This window comes from Enterococcus hailinensis, assembly GCF_045862035.1.
GTDB lineage: Bacteria > Bacillota > Bacilli > Lactobacillales > Enterococcaceae > Enterococcus_A > Enterococcus_A hailinensis.
The window spans coordinates 41,985-60,283 of the sequence record NZ_BAAFRV010000012.1 but is presented as its reverse complement, the minus strand read 5'-3'; the positions used below and the strand labels follow the sequence as shown (position 1 = coordinate 60,283).

Sequence of the window (18,299 nt, the reverse complement as noted above, 5' to 3'; positions counted from 1 at the left end):
ATTGAACTACCTGGTCACACCATCTTTTCGTGCCGCTTCAGCAACCTTCATGGTAATTTGTTCGACTACATTCTCATCAAATGCTGACGGAATAACATAATCTGAATTCAATTCACTGTAAGGGATCGTATCTGCTATCGCATGGGCACAAGCTAGTTTCATACTAGAAGTTATTTTTTTAGCTTCGGCAGCAAATGCTCCCCTGAAAAGACCTGGAAAAGCTAAAACATTATTGATTTGATTGGGGAAATCCGAACGGCCCGTCCCAACGATATCTGCTCCAGCAGCAATTGCCTCATCATAAGAAATTTCCGGTTCTGGATTGGCCATCGGAAAAACGATATTTCCATTGTTCATTGAAGCAATCATTTTTTTCGTAACGATCTTAGGAGCAGAAACACCGATAAATACATCGGCACCAACGAAGGCTTCTTCCATCGCTCCAGAAAAATTTTGCGGAGAAATCAAGGCTAGAATTTCTTTTTCAACAAATGTTGGCTTGCTCATTTGCTGATGTAAAGCTCCCTCTTTATTAAAAGCAAAAATTTCTTTCACGCCCAGTTTAACTAGCATTTGGATAATTGCACTCCCTGCCGCGCCGGTTCCAGAAATCACTACTTTCAAATTTTGTGGTTCTTTTTTTACTAATTTCAAAGCATTGATCAATGCTGCCGTAACGACGATTGCCGTACCATGTTGATCATCGTGAAAGACAGGAATATCTAATGCTTCGATCAAAGCTCGTTCGATCTCAACGCAACGAGGTGCACTGATATCTTCCAAATTTATTCCACCAAATGTCGGCGCGATAGCTTTCACGATCTGAATGATTTCTTGCGAGTCTTTAGTGTCTAAACAAATCGGGACGGCATCAATATCAGCAAATTCTTTAAACAATAATGCTTTGCCTTCCATTACTGGCAAAGCAGCTGCAGGGCCAATATCACCAAGGCCAAGAACCGCCGTCCCATCAGTTACTACTGCTACACTATTTCCTTTCCAAGTATAATCATAAGCCATCTTCGGATCATCAGCGATCTTTCGACAAGGTTCAGCCACTCCAGGAGTATATGCTAGAGAGAGATCGTCTTTAGTCTTCACTCGTATTTTACTAGTCACTTCAATTTTGCCTCGCCATTTTTCATGCGCCTGTAACGCGTCTTCGTAAATCGTCATCTTATTTCTCTCCAATCATTTTTTCCGGTTGAACCCATTGATCATATTCTGCTTCGGTTACATATCCTAAAGCTAAGGCCGCCGTTTTCAATGTCGTGCCGTCTTCAAAAGCTTTTTTAGCGATTTGTGCTCCTTTATCATAGCCGATATGAGGGTTTAAAGCTGTCACTAACATCAAGGATTGCTCTACTAACTGATTCATCCGTTCTGTATTGACCACTAAGCCCTTCAAACAATTTTGATTAAACGAAAGGATGGCATCCGTCAATAATCGAATACTTTGCAGTAAATCAAAAGCAAGCAAGGGTAAGTAAACATTCAATTCAAAATTCCCTTGCGAGGCTGCGACACCGATTGCTGTATCATTTCCCATGACTTGGACCGCTACCATCGCTAACGCTTCACATTGAGTCGGATTGATTTTTCCTGGCATGATTGAGCTCCCCGGTTCATTCGCTGGTAAAGTGATCTCCCCCAATCCACTGCGAGGGCCGCTCGCTAGCCAACGAATATCATTAGCCATTTTTAGACAATTTGCGGCTAACGCTTTTAAGGCTCCGCTGACAAAAACGACTGCATCGCGATTAGCCAATGCATGGAATTTATTCGGTTCACTGATGAAATGAATCCCCGTTTCTTTTTTTAATGCGTCGATAAAAGCTTCTTCATACGCCGTGGATGCATTCAACCCTGTTCCTACCGCTGTACCGCCAATCGCTAATTGACGAAGCTCTGCCAAACTATGGATCAGCATCGTCTCATTATGCTCCAAAGCTGAGCGCCATCCGCTGATTTCTTGGGCAAACGTTATCGGCGTCGCATCTTGGAGGTGCGTGCGCCCAATCTTGATAACTTGTTCATTTTGACCCTCTAATACTTCCAAGGTAGCAATCATTTCATGAATCGCAGGTAGTAATTCACTTTCTATTTTTAATGTTCCGGCAATGTGCAAGGCTGTCGGGAAAACATCGTTGGAACTTTGAGACATATTGACGTCATCATTTGGATGGATCGCTAGATTTTCATGACTGGCAAGCAAAGCAATTACTTCATTGGCATTCATATTCGTCTGAGTGCCGCTACCCGTTTGCCACACAACTAATGGAAAAGCCTCCCACTGCTCTTGTACCAATAATTGGTCCACTGCCTTTTGGATGGCTTCCGCTTTTGGTTGACTTAATTTCCCAGTCTGCCGATTTGCGATCGCAGCCATTTTTTTTACAATAACAAGCGCTTGTAAAAGTTCTTGCGGCATTTTTTCACTGCTGATTTTAAAATTTTGGCGACTGCGTTCCGTTTGAGCTCCCCATAAAGCATCTTTAGGGACTTCAATCTCCCCCATTGAATCTCGTTCCGTTCGTGTTTCCATCTAGCATCTCCTTTATTTTTTGTCATTTAACTTAATTATCGCTTATTTATCTTAAAAATGATAGTTTATTATTGCTGAATGTCCGTTTTAATTGATTTATCAGTACAAAAAAGGACAAGAGGATTTAAGCTCTTGTCCTTTTTGCTATTTATCTCGGGTATCAAAAATAATCGTAACTGGGCCATCATTGACTAGCGCCACATCCATATCGCCACCGAATTTTCCAGTCTCGACCGTCAATCCAGCTTGACGTAATCCAGTATTGAAATATTCATACAAAGGAATCGCCGTCTCCGGCCGCGCCGCTTTAATGAAACTTGGGCGATTACCCTTTCTCGTATCCGCATATAATGTGAATTGAGAAACACTCAATATACTGCCGTTGATATCTTGCACAGATTGATTCATTTTTCCTGCTTCATCTTCGAACACTCGTAATAATGGGATCTTACGAATCAAATAATCCGCATCTTCTTGGGTATCCTCTTCGTGAATCCCTAAAAGAATCATAAAGCCACAATCGATTTCACCAATGATTTGATCCTCAATCGTCACACTGGCTTGACTTACTCGTTGCACAACTGCTCGCATACGTACCTCCTGCGTTTATTTCGTAAACTATCCTTTCGTTCGCTTGACGCTGTAAATATCAGGAATAGTTTTGATTTTATCAACAATCGAATACAAATGATTCAAGTTTTGGATTTTCAAGGTCAGATTGATGACTGCTAAGCGATCCTTGGTTGGTTTAGCTTCTACGCTGACCAATTTTTTCGTCATACCGCTCACGACATTCAAAACATCATTTAATAAACCATTACGATTAAAGCCATAAATTTCTAAATCGGCATCGTACTCTTGAATTGAATTAGAAGTATCTTCCCATTCAACATCAATCAAACGTTGCTGAACTTCTTCATCTTGTTTTGCGATGTTTGGACAATCAGCTCGATGGATCGAGATACCTCGGCCTTTTGTAATATATCCGACAATATCATCGCCAGGAACTGGGTTGCAGCAATGGCTGATCCGAATCAATAAATTATCGATTCCTTGAATGACAATACCGCCTTCATGCCGAACCTTGATTTTTTCAGGTTCTTTTGGCGTATTGATCATCTCATCAACTGCATCCTGTTGTTTTTGTTTCAATTGTTCCCGACGTTCTTTTTCGGTTAAACGGTTAGTAAAGGTCAAAGCACTTAATTCACCAAAACCAATAGACGCGTACAAATCCTCTTCGCTATGGAAATTCATTTTATCCAATACTTCAGCTAATTTGTCTTTCGTCAAAAATTCTTTTGGTACAAAACCAAGATCGTTCAAACATTTCACGACTGCATCATGGCCCTTAGTGACATTTTCATCACGATCTTGTGTTTTGAAGAAACGTTTGATTTTATTTTTAGCTTTACTTGTTTTGACTAAATTCAGCCAGTCACGACTTGGACCAAAAGAATTAGCAGAAGTCATAATTTCAATGATATCGCCATTTTTTAATTTATAATCCAATTGGACCATCTTGCCATTGACTTTGGCACCGGTCGTTTTGTTTCCGATATCAGTATGGATACTATAAGCAAAATCTAAGGGACCAGAACCTTTAGGCAATTCAGTCACATCACCTTTTGGAGTAAAGACATACACTTTGTCACTAAAGATATCGCCTTTGACACTTTCCATAAATTCAGAAGCATCGTAACTTTCATCTTGTAATTCGATGATTTCACGGAACCAATCCAATTGACGATTATCTTGATTGGTTTCTTGTTTTTCGGTTTTACCTTCTTTATACGCCCAATGTGCTGCAACCCCGAACTCAGCGATTTGATGCATTTCATGGGTCCGAATTTGGACTTCGATCGGATTGCCGCTAGGTCCAATGATCGTTGTATGCAACGATTGATACATGTTGGTTTTAGGCATCGCGATGTAGTCTTTGAAGCGTCCAGGCATCGGTTTCCATTTTGTATGGATCGCCCCTAATACTGCATAGCAATCTTTGATTGAATCTACGATGACACGAATCGCTAATAGATCATAAATTTCATCAAACTGTTTCTTTTGATCACGCATTTTACGATAAATCGAATAAATATGTTTTGGTCGTCCGTAAATATCTGCTTCAATCCCTAATTCTTGGGTCGCTTCTTTGATCTCATTGACTGATTTCTCAACAAACCCTTCACGTTCATCCCGCTTGCTGCGCATCAAGTGGACGATCCGATAATATTGTTTCGGATTTAAATAACGTAATGCCGTATCTTCTAGTTCCCACTTGATCCGGCTCATCCCTAAACGATCCGCTAAAGGTGCATAGATCTCTAACGTTTCTCGAGCGATCCGGCGCTGCTTATCATCGCGTAAATATTTCAAGGTCCGCATGTTGTGCAGACGGTCCGCTAATTTGACCATGATCACTCGTAGATCTTGCGCCATCGCTAACAACATCTTACGGTGATTTTCAGCAAGTTGTTCTTCGTGAGATTTATATTTGATCTTCCCTAATTTGGTCACGCCATCAACTAAAGAAGCCACGTCCGCTCCAAATTCTGTTTTTAAACCCTCTAATGTTACGGGCGTATCTTCAACTACATCATGTAAAAAACCTGTAGCTACAGTATGCGGATCCATATGTAGATCTGCTAAGATTCCCGCTACTTGAATCGGATGGATAATATACGGTTCGCCTGATTTTCGTACTTGCGGCTTGTGGGCTTCATAAGCAAAATCGTAGGCTTTTTGTACAAACGCCACGTGCTCTTTTCCCATGTATGTACTAACCATCCTAATGACGTCAGGACCAGTTAATTCAACTTCTTTTGCCATGTGACGTTCCTCCTTTTATTTTCTGAAAATGATGGTTCTTATTATACAAACTCTCGTAAGCTTTTTCAATCAAATCAGCGTTCCAATTCGTAATAGAAACTGGCCGCACTTAAAAGATAAAATGGTGCTGTCTCAGTTCGCAAAATCCGTGGACCTAATCCGCAAAGTTTTGCGCCTGCTGATTGGAATGCTTCGATCTCTTTTGGTGTCAAACCGCCCTCTGGACCGAAAACGACCAATAATTTTTGACCCGCAGTCAGAGATTGGAACGTTTGGACAAGTTGCGCTTGTTCCCCTTGTTTAGCTGATTCTTCATACGCGATCAAAACCGCATCGTATTCGTTAAATGAAGCAATCAATTCTTTTTCTGAAGCAAATTGCACCATCGGCAAGGCTTGACGATGGGATTGTTCCGCAGCTTCTTGCGCAATTTTATTTAATCGCTGCTGCTTTTTCTGCTGCTTTTTAGCATCCCATTTAGCAACTGACGTCTCACCTTGAAAGGCGATAAACGCTGAAGCTCCAAGTTCAGTTCCTTTTTGAACGATCAGTTCGAGTTTTTCACCTTTAGGAAAACCGCTAGCGATTGTAATTGTAATCGGCAATTCACGTTCCAACGCTTCTTTTTCTATTTCGGCTAAAAGTACGTGATCGCTATCGATTTCAGTAATTTCTGCTTTGACTGTTACTTGATTATTGAAAACAAGGAATACTTGATTTCCTACAGTCATCCGCATGACTCTAGACATATGATGATGCGGCTCTCCGCTGATTTTGACAGCTGATTGATAGGGTTGATCGATAAAATAGCGTTGCATCTTAATTTTCCTCAGGTTTCTTCAAAATAATCGCAAACCAATCTTTTTGTTGGAAAATCCGATCTACTTCAAAACCTTGGGCAGTCATTTTTTCTAAGACCATTTCTTTTTTATCTTCAATAATTCCTGAAACGATCAATGTTCCATCTTGTTTCAATAAACGCCATGCATCTTCCACCATCAATACTATGATATCCGCTAGAATATTAGCAACGATCACATCGGCTTCTTGTTCGATACCAACTAATAAGTTATTTGCAGATACATGGATATTTTCAGTATTATCATTCAAGTCTACATTCTCTTGGGCTGAACGGACAGCGACTTCATCTAAGTCATAAGCATAGATTTCTTTGGCTCCATAAAGTGAGCTGGCAATACTTAACACGCCTGAACCAGTACCGACATCTAAAACTGTTTCACCACCGCGTAAGACTGTTTCCAATGCTTGTAAGGTTAAGTTTGTCGTAGGATGTGTTCCGGTTCCGAAAGCCATTCCTGGATCTAAAGTAATAATTTTTTCATCTACATGCTGAGCTTCATATTTTTCCCAGCTAGGAACGATGGTTAAATAACGTGTTACTCGAACGGGATGGTAATATTTCTTCCAAGCCGTCGCCCAGTCGCTTTCTTCTACTTCACTGACTTCAACGATATTTTTACCGATGTTCAAGCCAAATTCTGGCAGCAGTGCGATTCGATCTTTGATAAAGGGTAAGATTTCGGGTAAGAAAATCGTTTCTGGAAAGTAAGCTGCTACGATTGCACCCTCTTTAATGCTAGAAATCGTTTCTTTATCTAACAATTCACCGAATTGATCTTCTTGATAATTTTCAAAATCCAGGGCATCTTCAATCGCTACACCCGATGCTCCAGCTTCCATCAAAATATTCGAAACAGCTTCGACTGCTTCACTTTCAGTAGTAACTTTTACTTCATTCCATTTCATAAAGGTTCTCCTTGCTCTTCTTAAAATAATTTCAGCTTATTAATTTTCAGTTGATCGCTGTCTGTTAATAGCTTGGATAAGGTAGATAACTACTATCACTTGGTTTGATCAATGCTTTGAAGATCGTATCGTCCCAAAGCATCTCAAAGACTGCATCTTCACTGTCATCTGCCAAGAAGTCTAGTAAATCACTTTGTCCTTCTTCGATCACATCTCTTAAATAATCGACGACAGCAGTCAGCTCATTTTTTTTCATACCCTTTTTGCCTTCATAGGGAATGACCGCTAAAAAATCCTCGGTATCGTATTTAGATTTAGCAGGATCCACCAACAAAATCGCATCTTCAAATTCAATGATTTCTTCTTCTGATGCGATTCCGTCAACGTCATCGATCGCGATCTGTGCTTTGTTTTCACCATAAATCCGAAAAGCGATCTCAAAACTACGATTGCGAACATCCCAATCTAATGCCAATTCGTAATCTGGAATTTTTTTGTTCAAATAACTATCTAAATAAGTAATCATCGTTTCTTTTGCCATCTTTATTTCCTCCAACCATTTTCTTTATCAATTAAACTTTTTCTTTGTTTCGTTATGTACGGATTCCCACGAACGACAAAACGTAAAGGACGTTCAGTCCAGATACCTTTATTGGGAATACCAATTCGCGGAAGTGCATCGATCACTTTAGGTAACCGACGTTTCTCGGGAACCAAATGTAAAGAACTAGAAAAAATAGAGCTGCCATATAATTCAGGTTCGATTCCTAGTGCTTCCACCAATTTTCCAGGACCATTTGAAAGTTCAGCTCCCAATCTTCCATGACGATTCACAATCATTTGCTCTAAACCTTCTACCGGTTCAAAGCCTCGGATCATCACTCCTTGTGGGATTCCAACAGGTTGTGTGATCATATTCAAAATCAAATGTGTGTGCATCGTATACAAATAAATCGTTCCCGGTTGTTCATACATCGCTCGAACCCTGGGTGTATCACGCATCCCATAACTGTGCGCCGCTTCATCATCAGGACCTAGATAGGCTTCACAATCCACGATGTATCCCCCTAATTTTCCAGTTGGAGTCTCATGTTCGATATACATTCCTAACAAATATTTAGCAATATTTTCAGTTGTTTCATGATTAAAATACTCGATAACTTCTTCCATTTTATTCACCTTCTCCATGATACACAATAATCCAGTCCCACGCTACGTCCAGCAATCAAAACCCAACAAACATAAGAGAAAAATGATATAATTAGAACAATCTATTTGCTGATTTATCGCTTCATAATTTATACATAGCAGTAACTTGTCATCTATAGCTACTAAATCAAGGAGGTCTATGATGCAACAACCTTTAGCTTACCGTATGCGTCCGCGTAATCTAGACGAAGTAGTCGGTCAACAGCAGTTAGTCGGAAAAGGAAAAATCATCCGCCGAATGGTCGATGCTCGTATGCTTTCATCAATGATTTTATATGGACCACCTGGTACTGGAAAAACGAGTATCGCTAGTGCCATCGCTGGTTCGACGAATTATGCTTTTCGCATGTTGAATGCAGCAACCGATACAAAAAAAGATTTGCAGATCGTAGCGGAAGAAGCAAAAATGAGCGGGACTGTCATTTTATTATTAGATGAAGTCCATCGTTTAGATAAAACCAAACAAGATTTTCTTTTGCCGCATCTAGAGAGCGGAAGAATCATCATGATTGGTGCAACTACTGAAAATCCTTATATTACAATCAATCCTGCGATCCGTAGTCGGACACAAATTTTTGAAGTCAAGCCACTTGATGAAGACGATATAATCACCGCTGTCCAAGCGGCTTTGAACGATCCTGAACGCGGGCTTGGCGAATACCCGGTAGAACTAGATGAAGAAGCGTTAAAACATCTTGCGCGGGCGACCAATGGAGATCTTCGAAGTGCCCTGAACGGATTAGAACTAGCCACTAAATCAACACCGAAAAATGATTCTGGTCAGATCCATTTGACCCTTTCCATTATTGAAGAATGTGTCCAACGTAAAGCTTTGACCCACGACAAAGATGGTGACGCCCATTATGATGTGATTTCTGCTTTCCAAAAATCCATTCGGGGAAGTGATGTCAATGCTGCCTTGCATTATTTAGGCCGTTTAGTTGAAGCCGGAGATTTACCAATTATCTGTCGTCGATTGATGGTGATCGGCTATGAAGATATTGGACTGGCAAATCCAGCGGCAGCGGCTAGAACAGTTCAAGCCGTCCAAGCAGCTGAAAAATTAGGTTTTCCTGAAGCAAGGATTCCTTTAGCGGATGCGGTGGTCGACCTTTGTCTTTCACCGAAATCTAATTCTGCATACGCTGCTTTGGATGCCGCGATTGCAGATATCCGCATGGGGAATGCCGGGGAAGTTCCTGACCATTTACGCGACAGCCATTACAAAGGCGCTGAAAAATTAAATCGTGGTGTTGGGTATCAATACCCGCATAATTTTGACAATGCTTGGGTCGACCAGCAATACTTGCCCGATAAAATTAAACATGCTCATTATTATGAACCAAAAGCGACTGGAAAATACGAGCAAGCGCTGGGACAACAATATCAGCGAATTTTGGAATGGAAAAAGAAAAAAAGATAAAACAAAAAGCACAAGCCGATTAACGGCCTGTGCTTTTTGTTTTATTCGTTAAGAACAGACTTGGAATGAAGATCAAAGCCAAGACGATGACAGATACAAGAAAGCCTGCATGATACGCAGCTAATTGATGAGTAATAGTTGGCTGAGCTCCTTGCAGTACTGTTGCTACCACAGTTGCGATCATCGCTGAACCAAAACTTGAGCCAAGATTTTCAATGATATTGATTCCGACTCCAGCATCCGGCAATTCTTCATCTTCCAAACCAGTATACGCATCACTAGTTAATGGAAGATTGATCCCACCGAAACTAGTACCCCGAATAAATAAAATCAATGCGATCCAAACCATACTTGTAGTATTGGTAACGAATACTAGTGGAATCGTACCAATTAAAGAAATGATCAAGCTGACAATGACAACGTATTTCGCACCTAGTTTATCAATCATTTTGCCAATCAATGGACGAGTGATCAACATGCCGACTCCTTGAGGAATCATTGCGATTGCTGCTTCCATCGCTGAAAAGTGACGGAAATTTTGGAAAAAGAGCGGCAAGATCAACATTGGACCCATAATTGCGATATTGGCAAAAAATAATCCGATACTAGAGGCTTTGAAACTCCGATGTGAAAAGATGGTTAATGGTAACACAGTCGCATGCCTTTTGAATCGATCATAAAAGATATAGACAACTAAGCAAATAATCCCAATACCTGTCCATAGCAATGATTCACTATTTTTGAATGTTGCGTGATCTGCAGCTTTTGAAATACCATAAATCAGTGCGGCACTCATGATCGACAAATCAGCAATGCCAAAAATGTCTAGTTTACTCTTGCGATTAAAGGGATCAAACTTCGGCAAAGTCTTTGCCATTAATGGTGCAGCAATCAATATAATGAAAACATTGATAAAGAAAATCCAGCGCCATGAAGCAGCTTGGACAATGAATCCTCCTAGCACAGGCCCTAAGATTGGTCCAAAGATCATCGGCGTACTAACGATCGCCATTACCCGACCTACATTTTCTGGTCCTGCAGTTTTAACTAGCAGCGTAGACATTAGTGGTGTAATAATCCCTGCGCTGAAACCTTGTAATAATCGAAAGACAATAAAACTAGTGACGTTCCAACTAATTCCAGCAAGGATCGAAGTGATCCCGAATAAGATAACTGCTCCAATAAAAATTTTCTTTCCATTGAAATGATTCATTAACCAGCCAGCGATCGGCACTGCCATGGCCATCGCCAATACATAACCCGTGATCGCCCATTGGATCATAGCTAGATCGGTTTGAAATGTTTTGGTCAATTGATCGATAGCGATATTGACCATCGTAGAATCCAGCATCGGCGCAATCGCTCCTAAAGCAATTGCCCAAGCGGCTGAAAGTACTTCTTTTGGTAATTTATTTGATTGAGTCATAATAAACTCCTTTCATTTTTTAAGAGAATTGATTATTATTTTTCGCCTTTTTGATCAAGACTAACGTGAAATCATTTGCTGCAGCTAAATGTTTTTTGTTTCCCAGGAAACTATATGGCTTTTTTGTTTCTTTGTCAACAAAAATATAAAAATAAAAAAGAAGCAGTCCTTCGACTACTTCCTAGTTGATTTTAATCCCTTGTTCTTTAATTTCTCGATCCAGATGCTGATCGTAACGTTGGAGGAATTTAAAAAAACCTTCATATTGTTCATCTGTAATTGGATCAAAGACTTCTTTATCGCGTTCTGTAAATTCTTCATGCAATTTTTCATGAAGCTCAAAAACCTGTTTGCCTTCTTCAGCTAAGCTAAAATAAATTTCTTTTTTATTTTCTGCTTTGCGATAACTTTCGATATACTGTTTCTTCAGCATTTTTTTTGTTAACTTACTGATTGCACCACGAGTCATATAAAGAGATTCCGCCATTTTTGTTACGTTAGGATCTTCGTTTTTCCCAATAAATTCAATACAGTGTACTTCAGAGGCTGTATAACCAGACAAAGCTTGTTCCATTTTTACTTTATTGAGCCAAGCAAGCTTATTGAATACAGCACTGTAGCCATCTAAGACTTCTTCTCTTTTACTCATCTTTTTCTCCTATCTATTCACATAGACTACTTGCGCTAATACGTGCTCCATCATTCTAGGATATTTTTGTTTCTTTTTCAACAAAGCTATTCAACTTTCGTCGTTAACACCCAATGAAAGGTGATCGGATGACTTCCTATTTTTTGCCGTTCTTTATCAAGTAATAGAAAAAGTCCTTGCTCTGTATCCCAGTCACTAAAATCAGTTGTGAAGGAACCCTGATTTTCTGCTAATAGATATGCTTCTTCAATTGAATACGCTCGGCCTTGATTATTGAAAAATAATTCACCGTAAGTATCTGATTTAGCCTGCACTGTCAGCTGCCAATTTTCTTTTCCGCTCCTTGTATCTTTGATCTGTAATTCCCCAAATACTTGCGGATAAAAAATTGTTGTTCGTCCAACAGAATGTGTCCCAAAATCAATCATTGAGGGAACAGATACTAATTTCAACGTTTCAATCGTTGGTTGAAACATCGCGTTTAATCGATGAGAATAGCCTCTTTCTGGCTGCCAAGTGATTTCAGTGAGATGTTTTTCTTCTCCTTTGCTTATTTTTACTTCCGCCTGCATAAATTCGAATAAATCAGACTCCATAAAAGTGATTTCCAAGGGGGCTGGGCTATTCAATGGAACCACCACTTTTCCTGATTTATTTGTTCCATTCCCCCATACTTCCATTGGTAAAGATTCATTCTCTGAAGGTATTGGCCGGTAGTTAATTTCTCCATAGGGACTGATTACGTGATAATCAAGAATCGTTGCTGCGATAGCACAACCGATGTTTCCATTTTTATCACCGGTGTAGGAATACCCATACTCATCAAATCCAATAAAGTTGGCTGGTGATAATGCTTGATCCTGGTTTATAAAAGTCATAACAGCAAATCCTGATTGTATCCCAAAATAATTACCGGTAATCGTTTGTTGTCCACTTGATGTCAACATCCGCCAAGTTAACTGTGACTCTGTTAGCAAATGGTCTAAATAAATATTTTCTGCTCCAGCAGGTGAATGCAACTCTGAACCTGTTGCTGCTTTCAAAGAACCCGTTTTTAATTGAGCTACCTTTAAAATGGCTTTTCCAATTAATTTTATCTCACCAAACTGATAATAATTTTGAGCAAAATTATCCGCTGTAGCGTTACTGCCATTTAAAATCTTCTGAGCAGTCAGCTGGCCAGATATAGTCAAATGTGTAAAATTCATTAGTTCATTTATTTCAGCTGCTCCAATATTTAGCATGACATTATTTTTACTATTTGCAACCAAGTCATTCGTAAAACTAGTCGAATCGGATCCAATCAATCGATTAATGCTTTTAGCTGCTTGAATATCAATCGCTACCTCACGAGCTAATTCTCCAGCAAAACTATTTTTTATCATTCCTTGAATCAAAGCGAACTCACTTTTTGGTGCATCAATAGTTAATTCAATCTTCGGGCTATATATCGTTTTAATATTGTCTGACCCATCTCCAATAATTTCAATGCCTGAAAATTGCTGATCCGTCTTCATGGTAAAAAAGATCTGTTTATCTGAACTTCCGAGATAATTTTTAGTATTGGCTTCTTTAGGGCGTCCAGCAATAATTTGACTATCATCCGGCAATTCCACTTCACCCGTTACTTGCAGCTCGATGTCACCACTGATCATCCCTTCTTTAGCAACACTGCCGATGACCTTTACTGGATTATTGTTATCAACAAAACGACCGCCGCTGATATGTGTTTTGACATCTCCATCAATTAGATGGTTGGATGCCACTCCATAGGTTCCTACTATAGTTCCTAAAAATTCTCCACCCGATATTTTTGCCTCCGCATTACCGATCATTCGACGATCTTTCTCACTGCCGGCAGCACCAATGCTCTCGATTTTTCCATCGATCATCTCGAACAAACTATTTCCATAAATTCGGTAACAACCGCCTCCAGCGCCAAAAATATTTTTTGATTGTCCGCCTCTAGAAATCACCTGACAATCACCTTCGACAATTCCGCTGAAACTACCACCATAGGCATAATTAACTAATGCTTCATGAATGTCTAATGTAGTATTCCCTTGAATATATAAACTCGTTTCTAACGTTTGTTGAGTACTTCCACCGCCAGCTGCTACACTGAAGCCGTAAAGGCCGCCTAAAAAATTTTCTGATGTTAATCGATTCGGATCTTTGCCTAATTGTTCCATTCGTAAAGCCCAACTTTTACTGTAAGCCAAACTCGCCTCACCTAAACTCAAGTAAACATTTCCTTTGACTACACCGCTAGCACCGGCGCCAGTGAGTATATGATCCATTCCTAAACCATCGCTGACACATCCGCCTAATATTTGTGTCGTCACATCCCCTACAACTAAAAAATTTGTTTTGCTTTTAGCTAAAGACAAACGTGCACCTGGAGTTAATTGATCATAAGCAAGCTCTTCTGATGTACGCTTTTGCGGGTCGCTCAAATCTACGTTTGGAAGTAAACTTTCTGAATTAGTCAAACTGACTTTTGGGATTTCTAGACTACCGGCACCGTCGATTCGTTTAAATGACCCTGCATCAGCGCTACCGGCATAGATTTTATTTGTGATCGAACCATAAATTGCTCCCCGTTTTTGGTTGCCGCCAACATAGCTGCGTTCCCCTTGCTGAAAGGCTCGAGAATCGATTGAAGTAATAATCCCGCCATTGATGTCACCGATTTGAGAACCGCCTACCAAACATCCGTTGGTTGAAAAACTTCCTTTACCTTCAATCTGGGTATTTATTTTCCCAGTTGTTCCGACTGCGACACCGCCAATAAAATTACCCAAAATAAAATTTGGATTAGTAGAAGCAATCTTATTTTTGATCTCACCATTTACAGTCACTGGGTCGGCTTCTGTCCCTAATCCGCCGCCATAATAATCAATTAAAAATCCTGCCATAGAATCTATTTCGGTCGTGATATTCCCTTCGATTTTTCCATTAACAGAACCGCCACATAAACGATCAATCGTCCCTGTCATATTTAGTATGTTTATTTGAATATTTCCAGTTACTATTCCTTTCTCATTTCCACCATAAATTTCCCAATTACCACCAGTAACTTGATCAAACAAAAGCTTAGGATCGCCAATTAAATTTCGGCTACCTCCACCATATAGGAACGTTTTTCCTACATGGTGAATATTTTCAAACAATAAACGGTGACCATTTCCATATAACTCATCCGCCTGTAGTGTCAAATTACTAAAGCTGGCCGTTTGACCCATAAAACTTTGAGTGGGCAATTTGAGAAAGGCATCTTTTGTTTTTCCTTTAAAATTCAACTGACTTTCAATGCTCATAAATGTTACCGTATCAAGCGAAGGAACTTTTGCAACAATATCTCTTCCAACAAAAGTCTGGCTTAGATCTAATTCACCATCTAACAAGATTTCATATTCCTCGGCCGCTCCTAATTCATCTATGTCTAATAATAATCGCTTGAATCCATCGACAGTTACTGGATATAACGCTTCTTGTTTTACAGCTGGTATCAGTTCTAATGACTGAGACTGAGCTTCTTGTGGAACAGCTAAAAATAATAAGATATATATAATTGGCAAAAGATAAACAATTTTTTTTGACATATTGCCCTCCTTTTTTATACAATGTACGTATAGAAGACGAGAACGTTTTTGGTTCATACAATTTATTGTAATAAGCCACTTCGTTGCGTCACAATAATCTCTGTGCTATGATTGAGATGGAAGTTCTGTGATGTGCGCATTACCCATTACAGTGTTGACCGAACATTTTTATTGATATCTTGGGATCTGTCTTGTGTCAAAGTTGGTAACATGCCTTTTCATTTGGTAGTTCGATACTTAGACCATGGAACCCACCTGCTAGACTTTGCGGGATCAATACTACCGGGTTTATAACGGCATCGACGGAATTTCCATTTTTTATGGAATAAAAGCAATTTGCTTCGTGCAAATTGCTTTTTATTGTATTGGAGGAAAATTATGATCCGTATTTTATTATTTGTATTGGCTTTGATCGTATTATTTTGCAGCTATTATTTAATCAAAAAGCCAGCTGGTTTTTTAGTTTTGTTCAGTCAAGAAGACCAAGAAGATGCTTTGAGTTTTTTAAGACAGTTTGGCTACCTGTATGCGTTTTTAGGAATCATTGGACTAGTTATCGGAGTGATCGATCATCGCGCTTATTCTATGATCTATCTTGTAGCTCTATTAGTGATAGCGGCCGTTTTTGCTTTGATGATGGGCGCTAAAACGAAAAAAGGTTAATAGTACCATTTTTTGATGTTTTGTTTTAAAATAAAAGTGTGAAAAGGAGTTGGAAACGATGGAACAAGAGTACAGTAAAATTATGGTAGCAATCGATGGATCTAACGAAGCAGAGTTAGCCTTCAGAAAAGCGGTAAACGTGGCAAAACGGAACCAAGCAGAATTATTACTTGTTAATGTTATTGATACACGTGCGTTTCAAACAGTTTCTTCTTTTGATAATGTTTTGGCAGAACAAGCAACTGATATGGCAAAACAAACATTAGATGATTATGAAGCTGAAGCAAAAACAGCTGGCGTTTCAACCGTCAATAAAGTCATTGAATACGGTGCGCCAAAAGTCATGATCGCTAAACAAATTCCTGAAGATAATCAAATCGATTTGATTATGTTGGGAGCCACTGGTTTAAATGCCGTTGAACGTTTATTCATCGGATCTGTTTCAGAATACGTTATTCGCAATGCATCTTGTGATGTCTTGATCGTACGTACTGACTTGGAAAATAAAGTACCAGTTGAAGAAAAATAAGTTTATCAGAATACCAAAAGAATCAGCGTATTCATACGAAGTAAAAGGAGCATAGCCAACATTGGCTATGCTCCTTTTACTATCTATACTTTGCATCTGACTTTTGGATTTCACTTTATAATTAGCTTATTTTCAAGTTCCGTAATCAATTTTTTACGATCCCATAAAACGATTCGATGTTCTTTCGCTAATTCAGTTGCTGATTTTGTAAAAGTGGCATTGGTAATAACCAAGCCTTCCTGTAAAGAGAGTGTTGCTAAGTCTTCCGCAATCTCTTGAATCGCCGCATCACCAAGTGGAAAACAAATTTTTTTGACTTGGATTCCTAATGAAGCTGTCTTGATCGTGGCGATTAAATTTATTGATGGAACAGTCTCCTCTTTAATCATTTCAACCCCATACCCCAAACCTCTAAAGATTCCAGCGATGAATACTTTAAAATCTTCGGCATTCATTTTATCGATATCTTCAATCGTGATTTTGGGTTTTGATGCTTGGCTTAACAAAAATTGTTCAAATTGCTCCAATTGCCGGTCATGTAAAATTTTTTCAACTAACTTTTCAACTGTTCTCAAACTATATACATAATTTTCTTTTTCTAAAAATGAAGTCATCTCCATCATATATAAAGTAAACAAGGTAATATTGCGTGTATCATCTGGAATGATTTCAGACATGGTCGCATAAACTTCGATATATGCTGCTAAGTTTTTTACACAATCTCTAAAAGAATTACCGTAATTTGTATGCCATTCAGTAGCACTATGATGCTTTAAGCGACTCCAAAATATTTGGTGCGTGACAAAAGTCGCAGTCGCTTCGTCGAGAATCATTTTTTTCTTAAATAGGCTTTTCAACAACTCAAAGTTTTTGATTGTTTCAGCGTAACTGTCTTTAAAATGAAGCTCACGAGCATCATACCCATGTTCTTTCGCATAAGCCATTCGAGTTGCCGTCAAATAATCAATGATTCGAACCGCACTGAATTTCTGATCCGCTTTTAATAGACACTCGTCTACCAAATATAAAAATTCTAAATCATAAAAAAAGGATTGTGTTACAAATTTAGTGATGAAATTATCCGTATAACTGATAAATAATGTGCGATGCTCTTTTAAAAGCTCATGATATTTTTTTTGATACGCTGAAATATAGGCCTGAACCGATTCCTTTTCAATGGTTTGGACATGACTGGATAAGCGTTCCCACTGCTTCATATTTGTCAGTTCTAAAACGATGCCGTTATAGGTGATTTTGGCAATATTTTTTCCTACAAACGTTGAAATGTTCAATTCCATCGTTTCTTCCTGGATGACTCTTACATCTTCAAGCAAATTATCAAAAACAATCCATGCAGCTTTTCCTGCCACAAAAAGAGTTCCAACTTCCGACACTGGATTTCGACTTTCTAAATAAACACTATCGGGTTCGTAAAACCTCACACGTCCAATCTCAATCGTCGGATAGCGTGTCGTTTCTTCCTGAAAGCTTTTTTCTTGGTGCTCATTAAAAAGTAAATGATTGTCGTAAAAAGAAGTAGTGCTAGTGACCAATTTCATTCCTCTCTTCTAAAAAATACTTCATCTATTTTAAACCAGCCTTTAGGCCCATTTTTTTACTCAATAAATCAAATAAATCAATGCGAGTTCTATTC

At 39.1% G+C, this 18,299-nt stretch carries 15 protein-coding genes and 1 other RNA gene; 4 read left to right on the top strand and 12 right to left on the bottom strand.

Translation table 11 applies throughout. From position 1 onward, the window contains the following. Positions 1-6: 6 nt before the first annotated feature. The 8 genes from ACKTSC_RS09605 to ACKTSC_RS09570 all read right to left on the bottom strand — a co-directional run bounded on the left by ACKTSC_RS09605 (position 7) and on the right by ACKTSC_RS09570 (position 8,311). The gene (locus ACKTSC_RS09605; RefSeq protein ID WP_407857458.1) at positions 7-1,176 is read right to left on the bottom strand and encodes an NAD(P)-dependent malic enzyme; all 1,170 of its coding nucleotides are present in this window, start codon (positions 1,174-1,176) and stop codon (positions 7-9) included. Between the two features lies 1 nt (position 1,177). Next, positions 1,178-2,545, bottom strand: coding sequence for a class II fumarate hydratase (fumC, locus tag ACKTSC_RS09600; protein WP_407857457.1), 1,368 nt, complete (start codon positions 2,543-2,545; stop codon positions 1,178-1,180). A gap of 144 nt (positions 2,546-2,689) precedes the next feature. Next, a complete protein-coding gene (gene dtd, locus ACKTSC_RS09595) occupies positions 2,690-3,136 on the bottom strand; it encodes a D-aminoacyl-tRNA deacylase (protein WP_407857456.1) in 447 nt (148 codons plus the stop codon). 27 nt (positions 3,137-3,163) lie between these two features. Further along, entirely contained in the window at positions 3,164-5,374 is a 2,211-nt protein-coding gene (locus ACKTSC_RS09590; RefSeq protein ID WP_407857455.1) for a RelA/SpoT family protein, read from the bottom strand. 74 nt (positions 5,375-5,448) lie between these two features. After that, positions 5,449-6,192 (bottom strand): 16S rRNA (uracil(1498)-N(3))-methyltransferase, encoded by a 744-nt coding sequence (locus ACKTSC_RS09585; protein ID WP_407857454.1) that lies wholly within the window; start codon positions 6,190-6,192, stop codon positions 5,449-5,451. A 1-nt stretch (position 6,193) separates the two neighbouring features. Beyond that, positions 6,194-7,141 carry a 50S ribosomal protein L11 methyltransferase gene (gene prmA, locus ACKTSC_RS09580; RefSeq protein ID WP_332580677.1) on the bottom strand — a complete coding sequence of 316 codons (948 nt, stop codon included), beginning with the start codon at positions 7,139-7,141 and terminating at the stop codon, positions 6,194-6,196. A 64-nt stretch (positions 7,142-7,205) separates the two neighbouring features. Further along, positions 7,206-7,682: a DUF3013 family protein gene (locus tag ACKTSC_RS09575; protein WP_407856013.1), complete on the bottom strand. Its 477-nt coding sequence runs from the start codon at positions 7,680-7,682 to the stop codon at positions 7,206-7,208. A 2-nt stretch (positions 7,683-7,684) separates the two neighbouring features. After that, complete coding sequence (locus tag ACKTSC_RS09570; RefSeq protein ID WP_332580679.1) at positions 7,685-8,311, bottom strand: DNA-3-methyladenine glycosylase; 627 nt, start codon at positions 8,309-8,311, stop codon at positions 7,685-7,687. Between the two features lie 181 nt (positions 8,312-8,492). On the opposite strand from ACKTSC_RS09570, the gene ACKTSC_RS09565 reads away from it, so the two are divergent. Next, on the top strand, positions 8,493-9,773 hold the full coding sequence (locus tag ACKTSC_RS09565; protein ID WP_407856015.1) for a replication-associated recombination protein A: 1,281 nt from the start codon (positions 8,493-8,495) through the stop codon (positions 9,771-9,773). A 19-nt stretch (positions 9,774-9,792) separates the two neighbouring features. Here ACKTSC_RS09565 and ACKTSC_RS09560 read toward each other — a convergent pair whose 3' ends face one another. The 3 genes from ACKTSC_RS09560 to ACKTSC_RS09550 form a co-directional block, all read right to left on the bottom strand. Further along, positions 9,793-11,199, bottom strand: a complete 1,407-nt coding sequence (locus ACKTSC_RS09560; protein WP_407857453.1) for an MDR family MFS transporter — start codon at positions 11,197-11,199, stop codon at positions 9,793-9,795. Positions 11,200-11,380: 181 nt separating this feature from the next. Continuing rightward, positions 11,381-11,848: a MarR family transcriptional regulator gene (locus tag ACKTSC_RS09555; protein WP_407857452.1), complete on the bottom strand. Its 468-nt coding sequence runs from the start codon at positions 11,846-11,848 to the stop codon at positions 11,381-11,383. Positions 11,849-11,934: 86 nt separating this feature from the next. Beyond that, positions 11,935-15,453, bottom strand: a complete 3,519-nt coding sequence (locus ACKTSC_RS09550; protein ID WP_407857451.1) for a hypothetical protein — start codon at positions 15,451-15,453, stop codon at positions 11,935-11,937. Positions 15,454-15,572: 119 nt separating this feature from the next. Between ACKTSC_RS09550 and ssrS the strand changes: the two genes are divergently transcribed. The 3 genes from ssrS to ACKTSC_RS09535 all read left to right on the top strand — a co-directional run bounded on the left by ssrS (position 15,573) and on the right by ACKTSC_RS09535 (position 16,645). Then, positions 15,573-15,766, top strand: a non-coding RNA gene (ssrS, locus tag ACKTSC_RS09545) — 6S RNA. A gap of 65 nt (positions 15,767-15,831) precedes the next feature. Beyond that, positions 15,832-16,116, top strand: a complete 285-nt coding sequence (locus ACKTSC_RS09540; RefSeq protein WP_407856018.1) for a hypothetical protein — start codon at positions 15,832-15,834, stop codon at positions 16,114-16,116. Positions 16,117-16,174: 58 nt separating this feature from the next. Next, on the top strand, positions 16,175-16,645 hold the full coding sequence (locus tag ACKTSC_RS09535) for a universal stress protein (protein WP_332580686.1): 471 nt from the start codon (positions 16,175-16,177) through the stop codon (positions 16,643-16,645). A 110-nt stretch (positions 16,646-16,755) separates the two neighbouring features. On the opposite strand, the gene ACKTSC_RS09530 is transcribed toward ACKTSC_RS09535, so the two are convergent. Then, complete coding sequence (locus ACKTSC_RS09530; protein WP_407857450.1) at positions 16,756-18,204, bottom strand: restriction endonuclease; 1,449 nt, start codon at positions 18,202-18,204, stop codon at positions 16,756-16,758. Positions 18,205-18,299: the final 95 nt, after the last annotated feature.